18 protein-coding genes and 1 riboswitch are annotated in these 19,111 nt (G+C 63.4%); of the genes, 9 read left to right on the top strand and 9 right to left on the bottom strand.

Annotated elements, in window-relative coordinates; genetic code table 11:
* Positions 1-43 precede the first annotated feature (43 nt).
* The 6 genes from I0K07_RS12655 to ykgO form a co-directional block, all read right to left on the bottom strand.
* Complete coding sequence (locus I0K07_RS12655; RefSeq protein ID WP_203294028.1) at positions 44-484, bottom strand: response regulator; 441 nt, start codon at positions 482-484, stop codon at positions 44-46.
* A complete protein-coding gene (locus I0K07_RS12650) occupies positions 444-3,050 on the bottom strand; it encodes an ATP-binding protein (RefSeq protein ID WP_203293977.1) in 2,607 nt (868 codons plus the stop codon). Before I0K07_RS12650 ends, I0K07_RS12655 begins: the two co-directional genes overlap by 41 nt.
* A 154-nt stretch (positions 3,051-3,204) precedes the next feature.
* The gene (locus I0K07_RS12645; RefSeq protein ID WP_203293975.1) at positions 3,205-4,284 is read right to left on the bottom strand and encodes an acyl-CoA dehydrogenase family protein; all 1,080 of its coding nucleotides are present in this window, start codon (positions 4,282-4,284) and stop codon (positions 3,205-3,207) included.
* Positions 4,285-4,287: 3 nt separating this feature from the next.
* Positions 4,288-5,469, bottom strand: a complete 1,182-nt coding sequence (locus I0K07_RS12640; RefSeq protein WP_203293973.1) for an acyl-CoA dehydrogenase family protein — start codon at positions 5,467-5,469, stop codon at positions 4,288-4,290.
* 267 nt (positions 5,470-5,736) lie between these two features.
* Positions 5,737-6,351 carry an HAD family hydrolase gene (locus I0K07_RS12635; RefSeq protein ID WP_203293971.1) on the bottom strand — a complete coding sequence of 205 codons (615 nt, stop codon included), beginning with the start codon at positions 6,349-6,351 and terminating at the stop codon, positions 5,737-5,739.
* A gap of 112 nt (positions 6,352-6,463) precedes the next feature.
* Entirely contained in the window at positions 6,464-6,589 is a 126-nt protein-coding gene (ykgO, locus tag I0K07_RS12630; protein WP_075188610.1) for a type B 50S ribosomal protein L36, read from the bottom strand.
* Between the two features lie 130 nt (positions 6,590-6,719).
* On the opposite strand from ykgO, the gene I0K07_RS12625 reads away from it, so the two are divergent.
* Positions 6,720-7,487, top strand: a complete 768-nt coding sequence (locus I0K07_RS12625; RefSeq protein WP_203293969.1) for a class I SAM-dependent methyltransferase — start codon at positions 6,720-6,722, stop codon at positions 7,485-7,487.
* 9 nt (positions 7,488-7,496) lie between these two features.
* Here I0K07_RS12625 and I0K07_RS12620 read toward each other — a convergent pair whose 3' ends face one another.
* Positions 7,497-8,552, bottom strand: a complete 1,056-nt coding sequence (locus I0K07_RS12620; protein ID WP_203293967.1) for an SDH family Clp fold serine proteinase — start codon at positions 8,550-8,552, stop codon at positions 7,497-7,499.
* 194 nt (positions 8,553-8,746) lie between these two features.
* Between I0K07_RS12620 and I0K07_RS12615 the strand changes: the two genes are divergently transcribed.
* From I0K07_RS12615 to I0K07_RS12600, 4 genes are all read left to right on the top strand, one after another.
* On the top strand, positions 8,747-9,916 hold the full coding sequence (locus I0K07_RS12615; protein WP_238934827.1) for an iron-containing alcohol dehydrogenase: 1,170 nt from the start codon (positions 8,747-8,749) through the stop codon (positions 9,914-9,916).
* 90 nt (positions 9,917-10,006) lie between these two features.
* Positions 10,007-10,786 (top strand): DUF1194 domain-containing protein, encoded by a 780-nt coding sequence (locus I0K07_RS12610; RefSeq protein ID WP_338041065.1) that lies wholly within the window; start codon positions 10,007-10,009, stop codon positions 10,784-10,786.
* Positions 10,783-11,580, top strand: a complete 798-nt coding sequence (locus tag I0K07_RS12605; RefSeq protein ID WP_203293963.1) for a DUF1194 domain-containing protein — start codon at positions 10,783-10,785, stop codon at positions 11,578-11,580. The genes I0K07_RS12610 and I0K07_RS12605 overlap by 4 nt, the downstream gene beginning before the upstream one ends.
* Positions 11,577-12,782 carry a lytic murein transglycosylase gene (locus I0K07_RS12600; RefSeq protein ID WP_203293961.1) on the top strand — a complete coding sequence of 402 codons (1,206 nt, stop codon included), beginning with the start codon at positions 11,577-11,579 and terminating at the stop codon, positions 12,780-12,782. Before I0K07_RS12605 ends, I0K07_RS12600 begins: the two co-directional genes overlap by 4 nt.
* Here the strand turns inward: I0K07_RS12600 and I0K07_RS12595 are convergent.
* Positions 12,779-14,059 carry an MFS transporter gene (locus I0K07_RS12595; RefSeq protein WP_203293959.1) on the bottom strand — a complete coding sequence of 427 codons (1,281 nt, stop codon included), beginning with the start codon at positions 14,057-14,059 and terminating at the stop codon, positions 12,779-12,781. The two genes, I0K07_RS12600 and I0K07_RS12595, sit on opposite strands and share 4 nt — an antisense overlap.
* A 199-nt stretch (positions 14,060-14,258) precedes the next feature.
* Here I0K07_RS12595 and motA point away from each other — a divergent pair, with 199 nt between their 5' ends.
* From motA to mnmC2, 3 genes are all read left to right on the top strand, one after another.
* Positions 14,259-15,131: a flagellar motor stator protein MotA gene (gene motA, locus I0K07_RS12590; protein ID WP_203293957.1), complete on the top strand. Its 873-nt coding sequence runs from the start codon at positions 14,259-14,261 to the stop codon at positions 15,129-15,131.
* A 102-nt stretch (positions 15,132-15,233) separates the two neighbouring features.
* A complete protein-coding gene (locus I0K07_RS12585; protein ID WP_203293955.1) occupies positions 15,234-15,785 on the top strand; it encodes an RBBP9/YdeN family alpha/beta hydrolase in 552 nt (183 codons plus the stop codon).
* Positions 15,786-15,803: 18 nt separating this feature from the next.
* Positions 15,804-17,537 (top strand): tRNA (5-methylaminomethyl-2-thiouridine)(34)-methyltransferase MnmC2, encoded by a 1,734-nt coding sequence (mnmC2, locus tag I0K07_RS12580; protein WP_203293953.1) that lies wholly within the window; start codon positions 15,804-15,806, stop codon positions 17,535-17,537.
* 2 nt (positions 17,538-17,539) lie between these two features.
* Here the strand turns inward: mnmC2 and I0K07_RS12575 are convergent, their stop codons facing one another.
* Positions 17,540-17,806: a hypothetical protein gene (locus tag I0K07_RS12575; protein ID WP_203293951.1), complete on the bottom strand. Its 267-nt coding sequence runs from the start codon at positions 17,804-17,806 to the stop codon at positions 17,540-17,542.
* A gap of 148 nt (positions 17,807-17,954) precedes the next feature.
* Between I0K07_RS12575 and I0K07_RS12570 the strand changes: the two genes are divergently transcribed.
* On the top strand, positions 17,955-18,845 hold the full coding sequence (locus I0K07_RS12570) for a WecB/TagA/CpsF family glycosyltransferase (protein ID WP_338041064.1): 891 nt from the start codon (positions 17,955-17,957) through the stop codon (positions 18,843-18,845).
* A gap of 41 nt (positions 18,846-18,886) precedes the next feature.
* Positions 18,887-19,084, top strand: a riboswitch (cobalamin riboswitch).
* The last annotated feature ends 27 nt before the right edge of the window (positions 19,085-19,111 follow it).

The following is a 19,111-nucleotide window of genomic DNA, read 5'->3' as shown; positions in this document are numbered from 1 at the left end:
GCGTCCAGCGCTCACAGGCAGAAATGACGGGGAATTAAGGGGATCAGTGCGCGGGCAGCTGAACGGCGCGGAACCAGAAGGAGCCGATGGATTCCACGATATTCTCGTAGTCCTCGACCTTGAAAGGCTTGGTCATGTAGGCGTTGGCGTGCAGCTCATAACACTCCTCGATGTCCCGTTCGGACGAGGATGTGGTGAGGATCAGGACCGGCAATTGCATCAGGTCGTGATCGGTCTTCACGGTTTTCAGGACGGTCCGTCCGTCGACCTTGGGCAGGTTCAGGTCCAGCAGGATGAGGTCGGGCAGGGGCGCATCGGCAAATCCATCGGTCTGCTGGATGCGGTGCAGGGCCTCTTCGCCATCCCGGACAACCTCGATTTCATAGGGGTAGCTGGCCTGTTCGAAGGCATCGAGAATCAGGAATTCATCGCCTTCATTATCCTCAACCAGGAGAATGCGGGGCGCGTGTTTCGGAGTGCTGATGCTCATTTCGATCCGTATCGGTCTTGGGCAGGGTGAACCGGAAACAGCTTCCGCCTCCGGGGTTCGCCTCCACCCAAATCATACCATCGTGACTTTCCACGATCTTCCGGCATATGGCCAGCCCCATTCCCGTTCCCGAATACTCGGTCTTGCCGTGCAGGCGTTTGAAGGGTTCGAAGATAGTCTTGTCGTATTGCGGGGCAATACCGATCCCGTTGTCGCAGACCGACAGGCGCCAATGGTCGCCGGCATCCTCGCATGACACGTCGATCAGCGGCTGGGTCCCGGTTTCGCGATATTTCAGGGCATTGCCGATCAGGTTCTGGAAGACCTGGCTCAGCTGTGAGGGAATGCCGGAGACGTCCGGCATGTCGCCGACCGTGACGCGGCCTTTTGCCGTGGCCAGCGTGTTCTCCAGATTCTTCAGGACATCGTTGATGATCGACCCAAGGGCCACGTTGGAGTGGGGCGACTGGGCCTCATGCTCCACCTTTCCATAGGTGAGCAGGTCCGCGATCAGGGTCTGCATGCGGGTGGCCGCGTCGATGGAATGGCGGATGAAAGTGCGCCCGTCCTCATCCAGTTCATCCCCATAGCGCCGGTCCAGCAAGGCGTTGAAATTCGCGATCAGGCGCAGCGGCTCCTGCAGGTCGTGACTGGCGGCAAAGGCGAAGCGCTCCAACTCCTCATTGGCACGGGATAATTCATTGATGAACTGGTCGCGCTCCTGCTGCCGGGCGGTCCGGGCGCTGATATCCCGGAACACGATGACCTGGCCCAGGCTGACACCGCCTTCGCCCGTGATCGGAGCGCAGGAGAATTCAGCGGGGAAATCCTCGCCGTCCGCATGGCTGAACAGGGCGACTGAGTCGTCGGTGCGCATGGTGGGGGCGCCGATCTCGGGAGGAAGATCCGCGCCAAGAACGGCCCGGGCTTTCCGGCCTGACAAGTCTTCCAGCCGCAGTCCCAGCAGGCGGGCGGCCGCGGAATTGGCGGTCCGCACCAGCCCGTCCCGATCCAGTGCGAGAATACCGTCCGCCGCGCTTTCCACGATCGTGGCCAGATCACGCGCCAGGCCTTCCGCCTCTCGGGTTTTCTGTTCGACCAGGCGCTGTACGAATTCGGTCCGGCCTGTGGAGATCAGGGTCAGCGCATTGAGCAGGGTGGCAAACAACATGCCCAGAACCAGGACATACCAGGCGGTCATGCTCTGATTGTCGGACAGGAAGGCGTAGCTGGCCTCATAGGTCAGCTGGAGATCATGGCCGCTCAGGTTGACATCATAGCTGACACTCAGCCCGGGCAGGGAGCTGGGCTGGCCGAACAGGAGGCGTGGTGGATCGATTCCTGTTTCGTACAGGGAGAGGTGATAGGCATAGGAAGAGCGGGGCCGAGACAGCAGGAAGAGGTCCGGCCACAGGAGTTCGGCACTCGCCAGGCCGGTCAGCATGGATTCGCCGTCCGCACCGGTCCGGAAGGTGGGGACCGCCATGATGATGCGGGCCGGGCTGTTGTCCGTGGCGGGCAAGGCCCGACCCTGCGGGGCTTGCATGGCAATGACGCTTGTGGCCAGGGCTTCGCGCTCGGCCTCCACCAGTCCGGATCTCAGGGCCGGGTAGTTATGGGCCGGTGTCAGCGGGATGTCCCGTTCAATAATGCCGTCACCTGGCTGGTCCGGCACGGCATAATCATGCTGGGGGTCCGCGGCGCGCTCGACACGCGGGGCCCAGCGCACAACGCGCTCCGGCGGCAATCCGGCAAAGGCGATGCCGACAAAGGTCTCGAACTCGTCCCGCGTGACCGTTTCGGACGCTTCGAACAGGCCGCCCAGTTCAAACAGGCGCCGCTCGACCCCGGTCAGAACCTCATTGAGGGATTGCCGGTCTTCGGCGGTCAGGGCGCGGAAGGCTTCCTCGCGGTCGCGGATTCCGTCCATCCGGGAAAAGGCGAACACGATCGCCAGGACCAGCATGAGAATGCCCATGGGCAGGCTGACGGCGATCTTGCGGCGGACCGGAATGCGGGAGGGGCCGAAGATCACCAGGCAAAGCGGCGCAAAGGCAACGATCCCGACCAGGCTGGACAGCCAGCTGCGCCAGGCGATGCCAAGATAGCCGGCATCCGGTGTGATGCTGGACAGCGCGATGGCGGCGGGAAACAGCAAGGCCATGGGCAGGGCACCAACCGGTGCAACCACGCCGACCATGTGGACGATATCGCGCATCTGCTCTTGCCGCGCCAAGCGCACGCGATCCAGCCCGCTCATCAGGCGGATGCCGATTTCCGACTGGACCAGGCTGCTCAACGCCATCGCGACCGCCAGGGTCAGGGCAGAGGGCAAGTCCATGAAGAAAAGGCGCAGGGCGATATCCAGCGCCACGATACCGGTGGCCAGTGCCAGCGGCAGCATCATTATCCGGCCCCAGATCCAGGGCGCGGTCACCGAAAGGGCAGCCACGATCCAGACCGGAACGAAATGGTCGGGCGGGATGGACAGGAGTACCGAGATCTCGCCAAGCAGCACGGCGGCCACGCCCAGCGTGATCGCAATCGCGATGCGGGGCATGCGCAATGTCTGAGCGTGTGTGTTGGCCTCACCTGTCACACGCTTAGGAAAGCCCAATTCTCGTGTGGCGGTAAGTCCAAATCTTGCTGCAAAAGCGAACAGGCGCCACCGATGGGTGACGCCTGCTGGCATTTTCAGGTTTTTACGCCGCGGATCAGGCGGCGACGGATATGTCCGTCAGGGCCATCACCTTGCGCAGCTGGTCTTCCGTATCACCCAGCTGGTGATCGATCATGATCAGGCGTTTGGCATAGTGCGACCCGGCATATTCCCAGGTCATGCCGATCCCGCCATGCATCTGGATGCATTCCTCGGCGACCAGCTTGCCGGCGCGGCCGATCAGGTTTTTCGCCTTGGCGACAGCCAGGGCGCGCTCGTCCGCGTCCATATGGCCGGCGGCATAGATCACGATGGAGCGGGCCTGTTCGATCTCGATGGAGAAATCCACGAGACGGTGCTGCAGGGCCTGGAAGGTCGCGATCGGGCGGCCGAACTGCTGGCGCTGCATGAGATAGTCGCGCGTCATGTCCTTGAGCACGTCCATCGCACCGACGGCTTCGGCGCACAGGGCCAGCCGGCCCGCATCGAGAGCCGCTTCGATGGCAGCTTCGGCATCGTCGGACAGGCAGGTGGCCGGCGTCTTGTCCAGTACGATCTCGGCAGCACCGCCGCCATCGATCATCGGGTAGGACAGGACTTCAGCATCCGAAGCCTTCACTTCATAAAGGCCCAGCTTGCCGGCAGCCGTCTTGGCGGCAACCAGCAGCCAGTCGGCGGCCTGACCGCCATAGACCACGGTCTTGCGGCCGGTCAGCGTATCGCCATCGGCCTTGGCGGAAATCTCGGCGAGATCACCGAAACTGTCGGTCTCGTCGAAACCGAACGCGGCTTTCTCGGCACCGGCAATGATGGCTTCAACGCGGTCGGCCTTGCCGTGGGCCGCATAGAGGCGCAGGGCCAGGAGATTGCCCAGGAGCGGTTCCGGGCACAGGGCGCGGCCGGCTTCCTCGAACACGGTCGTGATGTCGAAACCGGCACCACCAAACCCGCCATCCTCTTCGGAGACGAGGGCACCGAGAATGCCCAGCTCGGCCAGGCCGGCCCAGGCGTCTGCATCATGGCAGGCGCCTTCATAGGCAATCTCATTGCGGCGTTCGGCCGGGAATTTGTCAGCAAGGAAACGGCGGAAGCTGTCCGCGATCATCCGGCGGTCTTCTGTCGGCGTGAAATCCATGGATCAGGCTCCGAAGGTTTCTTTGGTGATGATGTTGCGCTGGATCTCGTTCGATCCACCAAAGATCGAGAGTTTGCGATTGTTGAAGTAGTTGGCGGCATTGGTCGCGGCTTCCGCCGGGGCGACACCGTAATTGCCGATGACTTCTTCGGACGGGAAGGGCGCTGCGGCCGGGCCGAGTGCGCGACGCGACAGGTCATTAATGGCCTGTCGGATCACCGTGCCCTTGATCTTCAGCATGGACGACACCGAACCCTGCGCGTCGGACGAACCGAACAGCATGCGCAGATTGGTCAGGCGCATGGCTTCCAGATCGATCTCCACTTCGGCCACCTTGGCGGCGAAGAGCGGATCCTTGGCCAGCGGCGCACCGTTGCGTTTCACCTTGCGGGCCAGCGCCTTGAGCTGGTTCAGCGCTTCGGAAGAGGCGCCGACACCGGCGATATTGGTGCGCTCATGGCCCAGCAGGTATTTGGCGATCGTCCAGCCCATATTCTCCTCGCCAACCAGGTTGGAGACCGGAACTCGGACATCGGTGAAGAAGACTTCATTCACCTCGAAACCGCCCTCGATCAGCTTGATCGGGCGCATTTCGATACCGGGCGTGTTGATGTCGACCAGGACGAAGGAAATGCCCTGCTGCGGCTTGCCCTCGGTCGAGGTGCGCACGAGGCAGAAGATCTTGTCGGCGAACTGGCCCAGCGTGGTCCAGGTTTTCTGGCCATTGATCACGTAATGATCGCCATCGCGCACGGCGCGGGTTTTCAGGCTGGCCAGGTCGGAACCGGCGCCCGGCTCGGAATAGCCCTGACACCACCAGTCCTCACCGGACAGGATGCGCGGCAGGATGGTGGCCTTCTGTTCTTCCGTACCGAACTTGATCAGCACCGGGCCCAGCATGGCGAGACCGAAAGGAACCGTGCGCGGCGCATTGGCCAGGGCCAGTTCTTCGTCGAAGATGTGGCGCTGGACAGCATCCCAGCCCGGACCGCCATATTCCGCCGGCCAGGTCACGGCCAGCCAGCTGCGCGATTGCAGCGTGGCGTGCCAGCTTTCCATGTCCTGCTTGTTCAGCTCGCGACCATTGCGAACCTTGGTGGCCAATTCCTCGGAGAGATTTTCCTTCAGGAAGTCGCGGACTTCCTGGCGGAAGGCCTCCTCCTCCGGTGTGTAATTCAAGTCCATGTCTGTCTCCTCGCGCCCTAGTCGACCGCTTTGATTTTGGCTCGTTCCAGCTGCGCTCTTGCGGCGCTTTCCCGCTGTTTCGATGACTGGGTATGTATTTAGGGCAAAAGACGTGCGTGTGAATAGTGCGCAGATGCAGCATTCAGTGCGGCAGTGCGGCGCAGTCCGGCTTGACGTCAGGGGAAAGCGGTATGGGTGGTCGCGCCGGAATCATCCGCATCCGGACGGGGCCGGGCGAGGTGAGGCTTCCTGCGATGCGGCCAGCGATCAGGCGTGGGTGAGGAGACCCCGGCCGGACAGGGCCTGGCGCAGACTGTCGGCGCCCGTGAAGAGTTCGGCATCAAAGCCGAAGTCCCGGGCGGCTTGGACATTGCTGTCCCGATCATCGAAGAACAGGACTTCGTGCGGGTCATGCGGCAGGCGCGCGGCGGTGATCTCGTAGATCTTGCGCTCCGGCTTGATCACGCCCTCATGGGCCGAGACGATCACATCACGCATATGGCGCATGGAGGGATAGAGCCGGTTGACCGGTTCCACCCACTCGCTGGGCAGATTGGTCAGCGCGTATTGAGGCACGCCCTGACGGGCCAGCGCGTCCATGGTTTCCGCCGTTCCGGGAACCGTGCCGTCGACCATGCCGTCAAACCCGGTCTCCCAGGCACGGATCGCGTCTTCCAGGTGCGGGTGGGCTTCGATCAGCGGTTCGCGATTCTGCGCCATCGGCACGCCGCGATCATGCTCGGCATGCCAGTCCATCGTGCAGACCTCGGACAGGAAATGGTCCACTTCCTGAGAGGTGCGGAAGAGTTTTTCGTAGAGACGGCGGGGGGACCAGTCGATCAGGACATTGCCCAGATCCCACAGGACGGCACGGGTCGTCATGTCGCTACCTCCATAACGCAAAACCCGCGCACGATGTGCACGGGCTATGCGACAAGCGTATTGCGATGCGCGTGCGGGGCGGGAAAAACCTCGGCCCCGAACCAGCGGCGGCCTAGCCGGCGCGGGCTTTGAAGCGCGGGTCGGTCTTGTTGATCACATAGATACGGCCACGGCGCTTCACGACCTGGCAATCGCGGTGGCGGTTTTTCAGCGATTTGATCGAGCTGCGGACTTTCATCGTTCGGCCTCTAGGGTCTAACAAGCGAATTCAAAGGAGCGCGGGAGATACTGGAGGCTTCCGGCCCTGTCAACATGGGTTGTGTGCTGAATCTGCGCGTGGCACGCCCGATAGCATAGGGAGATCGCCCATGGACATCGTCGCACACAACCGAACCGCCTGGAATGGCTATGCCCGTTCCGGGGAGAGTGAGTGGACCCTGCCGGTCCCGCCGGAGGTGATCGGGAAAGCCCGTAAGGGTGATTGGTCCGTCATTCTGACGCCGAACAAGGCGGTTCCGGCCGATTGGTTCGGCGAGATTCGCGGATGCGATCTTCTCGCCCTGGCATCGGGCGGTGGCCAGCAGGTCCCGGTTCTTGCGGCGGCGGGCGCCAAGGTCACCAGTTTCGACAATTCCGATGAACAACTCGCCCGCGACCGGCTGGTCGCTGAACGGGACGGTCTGGACCTGGCCACCGTGCAGGGCGATATGGCCGACCTGTCCGTTTTCGCCGATGACAGTTTCGACCGGGTTTTCAATCCCGCCTCGACCGTCTTCGTACCGGATCTGGAACCGGTCTGGCGCGAATGCCGTCGCGTGCTGCGTCCGGGTGGCCGCTTGATGACCGGCGCCATGAACCCGGCCTTCTTCATGTTCGACCATGATGATCTGGACAAGGGCGGGCCCATGCTGGTGCGCTACCCGCTGCCCTTCTCGGACCTCGACCACAATCCCCAGGCCCGGATCGACCAGGGCGAGGCGCTGGAATTCTCTCACAGCCTCGATGCCCAGATCGGCGGCCTGATCCGCGCCGGCTTCCGGATCATCGGCTTCTACGAAGACGACTGGTCCGACGAGGCCACCCCCCTCAACCGCTACATGCCCACCAGCTTCGCCATCCTGGCCGAGGCGGTTTAGGGGAAGCCCCTACCGGAAAACCGGCGGCTTGGTCGGAGCAGGGGCCGGTGCGGGCGCTTCGCCCTCTTTTTGTTGCGTGTTGAACATGGACACGACGAGGACCGGATCATCCTTGGGCGGGGGCTGGCAGATGCCGAAGACCAGGTCCGGCATGTTGGTGGTGATGTTGCAGCCGAACTTCTGCGCCTCTTCCGGCAGGATCGGATAATCGTGATTGCGGCCACCATTGATCAGATCATTGGTCAGGTCGCAGGTCCCGTCCGTCTTGTGGGCATCATTGATATAGTCGCAAGAGAAGCGGCGGGCCTCGGTGACGGCCTGCTGCGCCATTTTCGACAGGATCATCATCTCGTCGGAAATCCGGTCGGCGGATTTCTGCTGGGTCAGCTCGGCCAGGATCGGCGCCGGCATCCAGGCATATTGCGGATCGATCGGACCGAGCACGGCGCTGGATCCCATCACGATCTCGTCGCAGGCCAGGGCGATCATCGTACCGGCCGATTTGGCGCGATAGGGCACGAAGGCGGTCTTCTTGCCCTTATGGTTCTTCAGCGCATGCAGGATCTGCTGCGTCGCCGAGGCGATACCGCCCGGCGTGTGCAGGATGACATCGATCTGGGCATCGGCAGGCGCGGTGCGGATGATGTCGATCGCCTCGATGGCGGTGTCGCCATCGACATATTCGTCAAACTCGTGGTGGATCACTTTCAGCACGACACTGCCGCGCTGCTTGGCAAAGGCTTCCGCCCGGCGTTCCACCGCCAGCTTGTGGGCTTCCCAGGGTGACAGGTGGGAATGGTCGATCGGGCCGCTGCCATCATTCAGCATTGTGGCCTGGCCATCCGTTCCCGGACCTCCGGCCATCGCCACGCCGGCGGGCGGGGCCTTGCGGGTGGACGCGACCGGCTTTGCCGGTGTCGGCAGCGGGACCGGGATCGGCATGACATCATCATCATCGGACCGGCCACGCGATTGCTGCCAGACCGTCAGTCCGGCCAGAAGCACGAAAATCGCGGCAATCCCGCTCCAGCCCACAACCCCCAGGCCGGTCAAAACGCTCACCATGTCTGTCCCCTCGAACCAACGGGCATCAAGCAAGCCTGTTCCGGCCTGTCCCGCTGCCATCCACCAATGCGTTAACTCTATACAAGGCTCGCACAAAGGGCGAATCCTGCAAGGTGATTGCCTCGTGAGGTGAGCGCCCTATCCTCGCCTTCAATCAGGAGGGGAATTCCTCCATCCTCCCAGGGAGTTTGATCATGCCCGCACTTGTTCTGCCGCGCGTTCTGGAATCCGGGCCTGGCAGCCTGTCCCAATTGGGCAAAATCGCGGTCCAGGCCGGTATCCGCCGCGCCCTGGTGATCACCGACCAGACCATGATCTCGCTGGGCTATGTCGAGCGCGCCCTGGCGGCCCTGTCAGCTTCCGGCATTGCCAGCGCCGTGTTCGACGGCACCGAACCGGAACCGACCGAGACCTCGATCATTGCCGGGCTGGACTGCCTCAAGGCCGGGGTCGAGGGTGACGCCGTGGACGGCCTGATCGCGGTCGGTGGTGGCAGTGCCATCGACAGCGCCAAGGCACTCTCCATCCTGGCCGTCCATGGTGGCCGGATGCGCGACTATAAAGTGCCCCGCATCGTCGATGAGCCGGGTCTGCCGGTCATCGCCGTGCCGACCACGGCGGGCACCGGATCCGAGGCCACCAAGGTTGCCGTCATCACCGATCCGGAAAGCGACGAGAAAATGTTGTGCATGGGTCTGGGCTATATGCCTTTTGGTGCCATTCTGGACCCGGAGCTGACCTATTCCCTGCCCAAACGGGTCACGGCGGATACCGGTATTGATGCCATCACGCATGCGATGGAGGCCTATGTCTCACGCAAGGCGAACCCGTTTTCCGACCAGCAGGCCCTCGCCGCCCTTCGCCTGATGGGCCCGAATATCCGGCGGGTTTTCGAGGATCCGCAGGACAGTGCCGCCCGCGAAGCCATGCTCTTGGGTTCCACCTTGGCGGGGATTGCCTTTTCCAACGCCTCGGTTGCCCTGGTGCACGGGATGAGCCGGCCGATCGGCGCCTTCTTCCATGTCCCGCACGGTCTTTCCAACGCCATGCTTCTCCCCGAAATCACCGCCTGGTCCCTGCCTTCTGCCGAAGCCCGCTATGCCACATGCGCCCGGGCCATGGGCTGGGCCGGGGAGGGCAGTTCCGACGATGTTGCCAATTCTGTTTTGCTGGATGAATTGAAGCGCTTGAATGCCGATCTCGGTGTGCCGACCCCGTCCGGTTTCGGCATCGAGGAAACCCGCTGGCGGCAATTGCGTCCCCTCATGGCGGAACAGGCGCTGGCCTCGGGTTCGCCGGGCAATAATCCCCGCATTCCCACGGCTGACGAGATTGTCGAGCTCTATGACCGCGTCTGGGCCTGAGGGGCACCGTTTCGCCTTACAGCATGGAAACTTGTTCGCACGCGCGGCAATTCATACTCTGCACGCATGAGAGTTTCGGGGTTGTTGTCTGTGGCCGCTGCGGCGGCCCTTTTTGCGGGCTGTGCTCAGGCACAGACGCAAACCTATGCCTATGGGCTGGACGAGTATGAGTATGACGTCGATGTCGAACTCGTCCTGGCCGTCGACATTTCCTATTCCGTGGACGAGGAAGAGGCCCGCCGCCAACGCGAGGGCTATGTCGCTGCGCTGGCTTCGGAAGATGTGATCCGCTCCATCCAGGGCGGTCCGCTGGGCCGGATCGCCGTGACCTATGTGGAATGGGCTGATAGCGGCTTCCAACGCGCCGCGGCCGACTGGACCGTGATCGGCAGCGAGGAAGACGCGCTCAATTTCGCCGCCCTGGTCGCCGCCGCACCGCTCGAACGCGGGCATTACACCGCCATCGGTGCCGCCATTGCTGACAGTGTGGAACGGATCGAGAGCAATCCACACTCCGCCCCCCGCCGCATCATCGATATTTCCGGTGACGGTCCGCAGAATCAGGGCCTGCCGCTGGAGGATGCCCGCGCCCGGGCCGATGCGGCCGGTGTCGTGGTCAATGGTCTGCCGGTGATCTCCTCGGATGAGGGCCGCTGGGTTCGTCCGGTCGAGCTGCATCTGGATGATTATTTCCAGGAGAATGTCATCACGGGGCCGGGCTCCTTTGTCCTGCCGGCCCGCACCGAGGCGGAATTCCGTGAAGCCATCCTGCGCAAGCTTGTGATCGAGATCGCGGGTGCCCTGCCATCCCCGGATGAGCTGAACCGTGTCGCGCCCCTGTCGGGGCCGGAGCTGGGCCGCGCCCCATGATCCGAGCGGCCGGGACATGCGGTCTTGTCCTCGCTCTTGGCGTGGGCGTGACAGGCGGTCTTTCGGCCGGCGCGCCTGAGCCGCCGCTGGACTGGTATCCCGCCCCGGTCGAATACACCGAAGATGGCCGGGAAAAGGTCGACCTGGAACTGGTCCTCGCCGTGGATGTGTCGTCGTCGATTGATGAAACCGAGGCCCGCCGTCAGCGTGAGGGACATGTCGCGGCCCTTGCTGATCCGGAAGTGATCTCCGCCATCCAGAGCGGCGGATATGGCCGCATCGCCATCATGTATCTGGAATGGGCCGATGCCGATTTCCAGCGCGTGGTCGCGCCCTGGACAGTGATCCAGACCGAGGATGATGCCCAGGCCTTCGCCGCCACGCTGGCGACCTCTCCCTTCATTTCCGGACGCCGTACAGCAATCGGCGCGGCGATCGACAATTCGGTCTCGCTGATCGAGGGCAATGCCTATTCCGGCCAGCGTCTTGTGATCGATCTGTCCGGTGACGGGCCCCAGAATGCCGGGCCGAGCCTGTCGGCCGCGCGCCGCCGGGCCGATGCTGCCATGGTCACCGTCAACGGTCTGCCGATCGACAATTCCCGCCAGCATCCTTTCCGGCCGTCCGTGACGATCAATGTCAGCGCCTATTTTGAAAATGAAGTGATCACCGGCCCGGGCGCCTTCATTTCGCCCACAAATGAGCATGAGGATTTCGTGGACGCGCTGCGCCGCAAGCTTATCATCGAGATTGCGGGGCTGGACCCTGAAACCGTGATGATGAGGAATGGATGATCCGCTCACTTCTGGCCGCCGGTCTCGGCCTGGCCCTGATCTCGACCACCGCTTCCGCTCAACCCGACGGGGAGAGTTTCGCTGACTGGAAAGCGGGTTTCCGCGGACGCCTGAGCGAGGCAGGGACCTCGGACGAGACCGTTGCCAGCATGCTGGATGGTCTGGAGCCGGAAATGCGGATCATCGAATCCGACCGCTCCCAGCCCGAATTCGTTCGCCCGATCTGGTCCTATCTCGACATTGCCGCTTCGGATCTTCGTATCCGCAATGGCCGCAACGCCTATGCCGAAAACCGGGCCACCGTGGATGCGGTCGCCGCGCAATACCAGGTCCGTCCGGAAATCCTGGTCGCCATCTGGGGGCTGGAAAGCTCCTACGGCGCCATTCCCGGCAATAATGACATCGTCCAGGCGCTCGCCACGCTGGCCTGGGAAGGCCGTCGCCGCACCTGGGCTGAGGGCGAGCTGATTGCTGTCGGCGAGATGATCGATCGCGGCTTTGCCACACGGGACCAGTTGACCGGCTCCTGGGCCGGCGCGATGGGCCAGATGCAATTCATCCCCTCCACCTATCTGGAACGCGCCCAGGATTGGGATGGTGATGGCCGCCGCAATATCTGGACGCATGAAGGCGACGCCCTGGCCTCGGCTGCCAATCTGCTCAGCCGCGCCGGCTGGGTGATGGGCGCGCCCGCCATCCTGGAAATTGATCTACCGGAAGGCTTTGATTTCGCGGCCTGGCAGCCCAGCGACAGCCGCCTGGTTGCGCAATGGGCTCAGCTGGGCATCTCACCGGCACGTGGTGAGTGGCAAGCGGACCATCTGATGCGGTCTGCGCGCCTGGAACTGCCCGCGGGCGGGTCCGGTCCCGGTTTTCTCACGTTCGAGAATTTCCGCGTGATCAAGCGCTACAACAATTCCACATCCTACGCGATCGGCGTGGCCCATCTGGCCGACCGCATCGCCGGGGGTGAGGCCTTCGAGGGACCCTGGCCGGAAGGCAATCCGCCGATCAACCGCACCCAGACCCGCGAACTCCAGGCCGCCCTGAACGGTCTCGGCTTCAATTCCGGCACACCGGACGGCATCGCCGGCCCCAATACCCGCGCCGCCCTGCGCGCCTTCCAGCGCTCCCGCGGCCTCCTGGCCGACGGCTATGTCGGGCGGGAAGCCTATACGGCGGTGATGGAAGCGGCGGGCTAGCTGCCCGTCTCCGGCTTCATTTCCACGACATTCTGCACGCGCTTGATGCCGGGGTGATACCAGGCCAGGGCGAGGGCGATGATGCTGAGGACGACGGCGACATAATAGGGCACGACATGGCCCATCTGGTTGTACATGAAGAGCCCGCCGACCGGGCCGATGATGAAGCCCAGACCGGCTGTGGCGGTGGTCAGTCCGGCGACGCGGCCCTGTTCTTCCGGCTCCACCGCAATCGAGGCGCCGCCGGTAAAGCCGGAGCGGGCCAGGCCGAAGGCAAAGCTGATCAGGAGATAGGCGGTGACAATGCCGGCATAGTTCGGCGCGGCAATCATGATTGCGAAACCGGCCACGGTGATCCCGGCGCCCAGTGACATCAGCACGCGCGGGCTCGCCTTCATCGCCGGGATGAAGATGATCTGCGCCACGATCAGTGCCCCCGCACCGGCCGCCAGGGCGATGGCCGACATTTGCAGCCCCATGCTCTCATCCAGCTGCAACGTGTCCATGATGTAGAAGGCCAGCGTCGACAGGCTCAGCGACTGCACCACCCAGGCCACACAGCCATACAGGACGAAGGGGAAGATCCGCGGATCGGCCCCGAAGGCGAATTGTGCGAACGGGTTGATCGGCCGGTTCTGCTGTTTCGGCGGGGATTGTTCCGGCAGTTTCCAGCCCACTGCGATGGCACCAGCCAGCACGGTGCCGGAAATGATCACCATGAAGAGCGGCACACCCACCATGTCGACCAGGGTCGCAGCAAGGGTCGGGCCGATCACTGCGCCCAGCCCGAAGGCGGCGGACAGGCCGGCCAGGGCTTCGGTGCGTTCGGCCGGACTGGTGCGGTCGGCGATATAGGCCTGGGCCGCCGGATTGGTGGCTGAACCCAGCGAGCCGAACAGGGTCCGTGCCAGCGCCATGGCGAAGATAGCGGCCAGCGGCGGCACCCATCCCGCTTCACCGGCCTGCGCCGCGGCGGCGAAGATCAGGGTTGAGCAGGCGAAGGCGGAGAGGCCGAACACGATGAAGGGTTTGCGCCCCCGCCGGTCCGACAGCGCGCCCCAGATCGGCGTCATCGTCATGAAAAGGACAGCCGACAGCGTGTAGATCGCCCCCACCCAGTATTCCGGAACCGCCAGGCTGCGGGCCAGCGGCGGCAGGATGGCGAACAGCATGTTATTGCCGATCCCGGTGGCCACGAGGCACAGGAAGAGCAGGCGGAAAGCCGTTCTGCGTTCGGGATTGGGCGTGGTGTCGATACGGGGCGGGGTCGGGAACATGGGCTTGATTTAGACCCGGGAATCCGCCCCGTCCAATGTCATTTTCAAAGGGCGGCCATGTTCAAATCGATGGTCGGTCGCTCCACATCTGCCGGTAAACACTCGGATAACGCCCGTTCAACCCAACATTAAGCTTAACCCGTCATAGTGCCGCTCTAACGGGCGAAAAAACCGCCCGACAGAGTGGTGGACGGGACTTATGTTTCAGATCATTGGCATTGTGGTTGTGTTCGTGATGGTGTTTGGCGGGTTTTCCCTCGCTGGCGGCCATTTCGACGTCATTATCAAGGCGTTGCCCTTCGAGTTGATGATGATCGGCGGTGCAGCCGTCGGCGCCTTCCTGATTGGCAACAAACCGAAGACCGTGATGAAGACGGTCGGCGACCTGGCCAAGATCTTCACGGGCCCCAAATGGAAGGCCCAGGATTATTCAGACCTCTTGTCACTCTTGTTTTTGCTAACAAAAACAATGAAGACCAAAGGGGTGATTGCGCTGGAAAGCCATATCGAAAACCCCAAGGACAGCGCGATTTTCACGCGCTACCCGCGCATCATGAAGGATCATTTCGCCGTCGACTTCATCTGCGACACGCTGCGCATGATGACGATGAACCTGGAAGACCCGCACCAGGTTGAAGACGCGATGGAAAAACAGCTGGAAAAGCACCATCACGAAGCGGCGGATCCGGCTCATGCCATGCAAACTCTGGCCGACGGCCTGCCGGCCCTGGGCATCGTGGCCGCCGTGCTCGGCGTGATCAAGACGATGGGCGCGATCGAAAGCCCGCCGGCCGTTCTGGGCGCCTATATCGGCGGCGCCCTGGTCGGGACCTTCCTCGGCGTGTTCATCGCCTATGGTTTCGTCGGTCCGTTCGCGTCCTACATGAATGCGATCTATGACGAGGAACACCAGTTCTACAAGATCATCCAGGATGTGCTGGTCGCCCACCTGCATGGCAATGCCGCCCAGATCTCTGTCGAGATCGGCCGTGGTGGCGTGCCGACCAAGATGCAGCCCAGCTTTGCCGAGCTGGAACAGGCCCTGGACCAGATCCCGGCCGAAGTCGGCTAGCCGGATTTCACCGGACAGATCAAAGGCGCGGCCTCCCCCGGGAGCCGCGCCTTTTGTGTTTGGGGGGATGGAATGGCGGCCATTCGGCGTTAGAAGGGCGCCATGAAGATCAAGGACGCCGACATTCTCATCGTTCCGGGGCTGCACAATGCCTCGCCCTTCCACTGGCAATCGCGCTGGGCGGACAAAATGTCCACGGCGCGCCGCTTGGAACAGGATGATTGGGACATGCCGCGCCGGGATGCCTGGGTGGCGCGTCTGGTCGAGGCTGTTTCGGAAGCCGAGAAACCCGTCATTCTCGTCGCCCACTCACTGGGTGTGCTCACCGTGGCCCATGCCGCGCCCCAGATGACCGGCAAGATTGCCGGTGCCTTTCTGGTCGGCGCGTCCGACTGGGAACGCCCGGAACTCAAGGACAAATACGGCGAGCATGGCTTTGACCCGGCACCGCGCAAACCGCTGGGCTTTGCCGGTCTCATGCTGGCCTCCAGCAATGATCCGACTTGTCATATCACCAAGGCGGAAAGCTGGGCGCGCGATTGGGATGTTCGCTTCGGCAATGCCGGCGAGGCCGGACATTTTGAGCCTGAAAGCGGACACGGGCCCTGGCCGGAAGGCCTGATGGCCTTCGCCAAATTCACGCAGAGCCTCTGACATGCCAGAGCGCTTGTCATGACAGACAGTCTGGTCTGCGAACCGGCCAAGCTGGATTGGAGCCAGGCCTCCGGTCCGCGGGCGGCAGATTATGATGATGTCTATTTCTCCGCCGAGGATGGGCTGGAAGAGACCCGTTCGGTCTTTCTGAAAGCCTGCCACATGCCGGAGATCTGGCAGGGGCGCCGGCATGTCACGGTCGGGGAGCTGGGCTTTGGAACCGGCCTCAACGCACTGGCACTCTGGCAGCTCTGGCGTGAGACCCGATCGCCGGGCGCCTGGCTGGATTTTGTCTCCATCGAGAAACACCCGCTGTCCCGGGAAGAGGCCGCCCGGGCCTTTGCCCAATGGCCCTCCTTGGCAAATCTGAGTGACCGCTTGCTGGCGCAATGGCCGCCCCGGCTGAAAGGCGCGCACCGGCTGGTCTTCCCGGAAGACGGGTTTGCCATCACGCTTTTCCATGACGAGGCCGAAGCCGCCCTGGCGCAGATTGATGCCCGGATGGATGCCTGGTTCCTCGACGGCTTTGCCCCGGCGCGCAATGCCGCGATGTGGTCCCAGCCTGTGCTGGACGCCGTCGGCCGTCTCTCCGCGCCGGGCGCGCGTGTCGGCACATTCACGGTCGCCGGTTTTGTTCGCCGGGGGTTGGCTGAGGCTGGTTTTTCTGTTTCCAAACAGCCGGGTTTCGGTCGCAAGCGTGAGCGGCTTGAGGCGATCTTTCCGGGCGAGGTGGGCGCTGAAATGCCCGCGCCGGGCCGTGTGGCCATCATCGGGGCCGGTATCGCCGGAGCCTCGCTCGCCCACGCCCTGAATATCCGTGGCTGCGAAACAGTCCTGGTCGATCGCGACGGGCTGGCCGGTGGGGCGTCCGGGGCTCCGGCCGGTCTGCTGACCCCGCGTCTGGAGCGCGCTGACCGCCCGCATGTTCGCGCCACTTTGGCCGCGTTCGACTTTGCCCGGCGGCTTTATTCCGGGCTGGATGATTTTTGGGAAGAGGGCGTTCTCCGCTTGCCCAAGGATGACGCCGAAGCCCGTCGTTTCGCCGACATTGCCGACATGATGGATGACAGTGTGGTCTGGCAGGCGGGCGGGCTGCACCTGACCAATTCCGGCCGTTTCCTTCCGGCTTCCCTGGTGAGGCAGCTGGCCGGTGAGACGGAGAGGCTCCAGGCCGGAATCGCAGAGGTGGAGGCCGGCGAGGCGGGCTGTCGCCTGCTGGATGGGCAAGGCGAAACCGTGCTGGAGGCGGATATCGTGATCCATGCCTCCGGTGCCGGTGCGGCGGCCCGCCTGCCGGATATTTCACCGAGCGCCGGCCAATTGGCCGTGTTTGCCGGTACAGCGCCTTCGCGTCCGGTCACCTGGGGGCATTATCTGTGCGCGGCGCCGCAGGGCGTGCTCGTCGGGGCCACCCATGTTCGCGGCGAGGCGGCCGGTCCGGCAGAACCGGCCATTGCCGGGTTCCGGGACGCCGCGGCCGCGCATTGCCCGGATGTTGAGTTGGGGGATGTCATGGCCCGGTGGGCCGGTGTGCGGGCCTCCACTCCGGACCGCTTGCCGGTCGCGGGTGCGCTGGGGCCGCGGGAATTCATCCTGTCCGGTCTTGGATCGCGGGGGTTTGCCCATGCTCCGCTATTGGCAGAGCAGCTCGCGGCACAGATTTGCGGTCATGCGACGGCACTGGAAAAAGACGGGGCAAGCGTCCTGCTGCCCGGGCGTTTCGAAATGCGACGTCGTCGCCGCGAAGGCTGAAATCAGACCCGGATAAGACGCACCTGATCGTCCACAGTGTCCTCGCCATCATCCGGCTTGGCCCGGTCAAACCGCACTTCGGCGAAGGGGCAGGTCTGGACCAGACAGCTGGCCTCGAAATCCACATCCAGACCGGATTGGCGGTCATAGTGAAGCTGGACCGCGCCGACAGCGAGCGTCACCGGGGAACCTGTGGCGACCGGCAGGGTGACAGGCAGGCTGACGAGGGAGGTGGCGAGGCCCATCAGGGCAAGGGATTTGAGAAGCATGGCGGTCACCTGAAATCGGGTTCTGCCCCTTCGATGCCGCCAACTCCTCAATTGGATGCACCCCGGTCAGAAAAACTTCGAATTCCGGCGCGCAGTTTGCAGCACTTCGGTCAAAAAACGCCGGAATGGCACAGATCGGGACATGTCAGTGAACGCACACACCGCCTCCAGTGAGACCTTCGTCGAGCGCCGTTCCGGTTCGCGCCATGTCTGGTTTCTCAATTCGGCCTTCGACAAGATCGGGCTGGATGTGGCGATGCGCCGGATTACCGAGCGCGACCCGTCCAAGCCGTTTGCCTTTGTGGTCACCCCGAATGTCGACCATCTGGTCCGGCTTGAGCGCGATACGGTTCTGGCCCGCCTCTATGCCCAGGCCTGGCTCACCGTTTGCGACAGCCGCGTGCTGGAAGTGATCGGCAAGATTTCCGGCGAAACGATCAATGTGTCTCCGGGCTCCGATCTGACGGCGAAACTCTTCGACACCGTGATCGACCCGGCCGAACCCATCACCATTATCGGCGGTTCGGAAGACGTCATCGCAGCCGTGACCGAACGCTATGGCCTTCGCGATGTGCGCTGGCACCAGCCGCCCATGGGGCTGCGGGACAATCCCGAAGCGATTGCCGAGTGCGCGCGTTTCGTGGCGGACAATCCGTCTCGTTTCACCTTCTTCTGCGTCGGCTCTCCGCAACAGGAACTGGTCGCCGAGGCCTGTCTTGACCATGGTGGTTGCACCGGTCTGGGCCTGTGTGTCGGTGCCTCGCTCGACTTCCTCGGCGGCAAGGCCCGCCGCGCGCCGGTCTGGATGCAGCAGGCGCGTCTGGAATGGTTGCACCGTTTGCTCCAGGAGCCGGGCCGCATGTGGCGCCGCTATCTGGTCGATGGTCCCAAAGTGATCCAGCTCTGGTTCTCCTGGCGGCGCATGCAAAAGCAATTGCGCAAGCTGGAGCATGCCTTGTCCCGTCCGGAGAAGGTGAAAGAGCGGGCGCTCTACCAGCGTATCCGCGCCCTGGAAGATCAACTCGCCACGCGCGACTGATCACGGCATTCCCCGCATTGCGTTTTTGCCCGGCAGGCCCTAGCGTCCGCGGCGCGATGGTTCCCTCACGGGATTAATCGGGAAGCCGGTGCGGTGTTGCTCACCCAGTCCGGCGCTGTGCCCGCAGCCGTAAGCGGCGAGTGGCGATGCAGATTACCCACTGGAACACTTGTTCCGGGAAGGGGCATCGTTCACCTGGACCCGCAAGCCGGAAGACCTGCCACCGCTGTCGTCTGTCCGTTCGTGCGGGGTCACACGAGATCGGC

It is taken from the genome of Maricaulis parjimensis (assembly GCF_016817355.1).
Lineage (GTDB): Bacteria > Pseudomonadota > Alphaproteobacteria > Caulobacterales > Maricaulaceae > Maricaulis > Maricaulis parjimensis.
This window is presented reverse-complemented; position numbering and strand designations above follow the sequence as displayed.

What these genes read in the sequence shown, in the direction of transcription:
- I0K07_RS12635 (WP_203293971.1), bottom strand. Translation starts at nt 6,351, where the DNA reads ATGACGACCCGTGCCGTCCTGTGGGATCTGGGCAATGTCCTGATCGAC.
- I0K07_RS12605 (WP_203293963.1), top strand. Translation starts at nt 10,783, where the DNA reads ATGATCCGAGCGGCCGGGACATGCGGTCTTGTCCTCGCTCTTGGCGTG.
- I0K07_RS12640 (WP_203293973.1), bottom strand. Translation starts at nt 5,469, where the DNA reads ATGGACTTGAATTACACACCGGAGGAGGAGGCCTTCCGCCAGGAAGTC.
- I0K07_RS12650 (WP_203293977.1), bottom strand. Translation starts at nt 3,050, where the DNA reads ATGCCCCGCATCGCGATTGCGATCACGCTGGGCGTGGCCGCCGTGCTG.
- I0K07_RS12600 (WP_203293961.1), top strand. Translation starts at nt 11,577, where the DNA reads ATGATCCGCTCACTTCTGGCCGCCGGTCTCGGCCTGGCCCTGATCTCG.
- I0K07_RS12645 (WP_203293975.1), bottom strand. Translation starts at nt 4,284, where the DNA reads ATGGATTTCACGCCGACAGAAGACCGCCGGATGATCGCGGACAGCTTC.
- mnmC2 (WP_203293953.1), top strand. Translation starts at nt 15,804, where the DNA reads ATGACAGACAGTCTGGTCTGCGAACCGGCCAAGCTGGATTGGAGCCAG.
- I0K07_RS12615 (WP_238934827.1), top strand. Translation starts at nt 8,747, where the DNA reads ATGCCCGCACTTGTTCTGCCGCGCGTTCTGGAATCCGGGCCTGGCAGC.
- I0K07_RS12585 (WP_203293955.1), top strand. Translation starts at nt 15,234, where the DNA reads ATGAAGATCAAGGACGCCGACATTCTCATCGTTCCGGGGCTGCACAAT.
- motA (WP_203293957.1), top strand. Translation starts at nt 14,259, where the DNA reads ATGTTTCAGATCATTGGCATTGTGGTTGTGTTCGTGATGGTGTTTGGC.
- I0K07_RS12625 (WP_203293969.1), top strand. Translation starts at nt 6,720, where the DNA reads ATGGACATCGTCGCACACAACCGAACCGCCTGGAATGGCTATGCCCGT.
- I0K07_RS12595 (WP_203293959.1), bottom strand. Translation starts at nt 14,059, where the DNA reads ATGTTCCCGACCCCGCCCCGTATCGACACCACGCCCAATCCCGAACGC.
- I0K07_RS12575 (WP_203293951.1), bottom strand. Translation starts at nt 17,806, where the DNA reads ATGCTTCTCAAATCCCTTGCCCTGATGGGCCTCGCCACCTCCCTCGTC.
- ykgO (WP_075188610.1), bottom strand. Translation starts at nt 6,589, where the DNA reads ATGAAAGTCCGCAGCTCGATCAAATCGCTGAAAAACCGCCACCGCGAT.
- I0K07_RS12620 (WP_203293967.1), bottom strand. Translation starts at nt 8,552, where the DNA reads ATGGTGAGCGTTTTGACCGGCCTGGGGGTTGTGGGCTGGAGCGGGATT.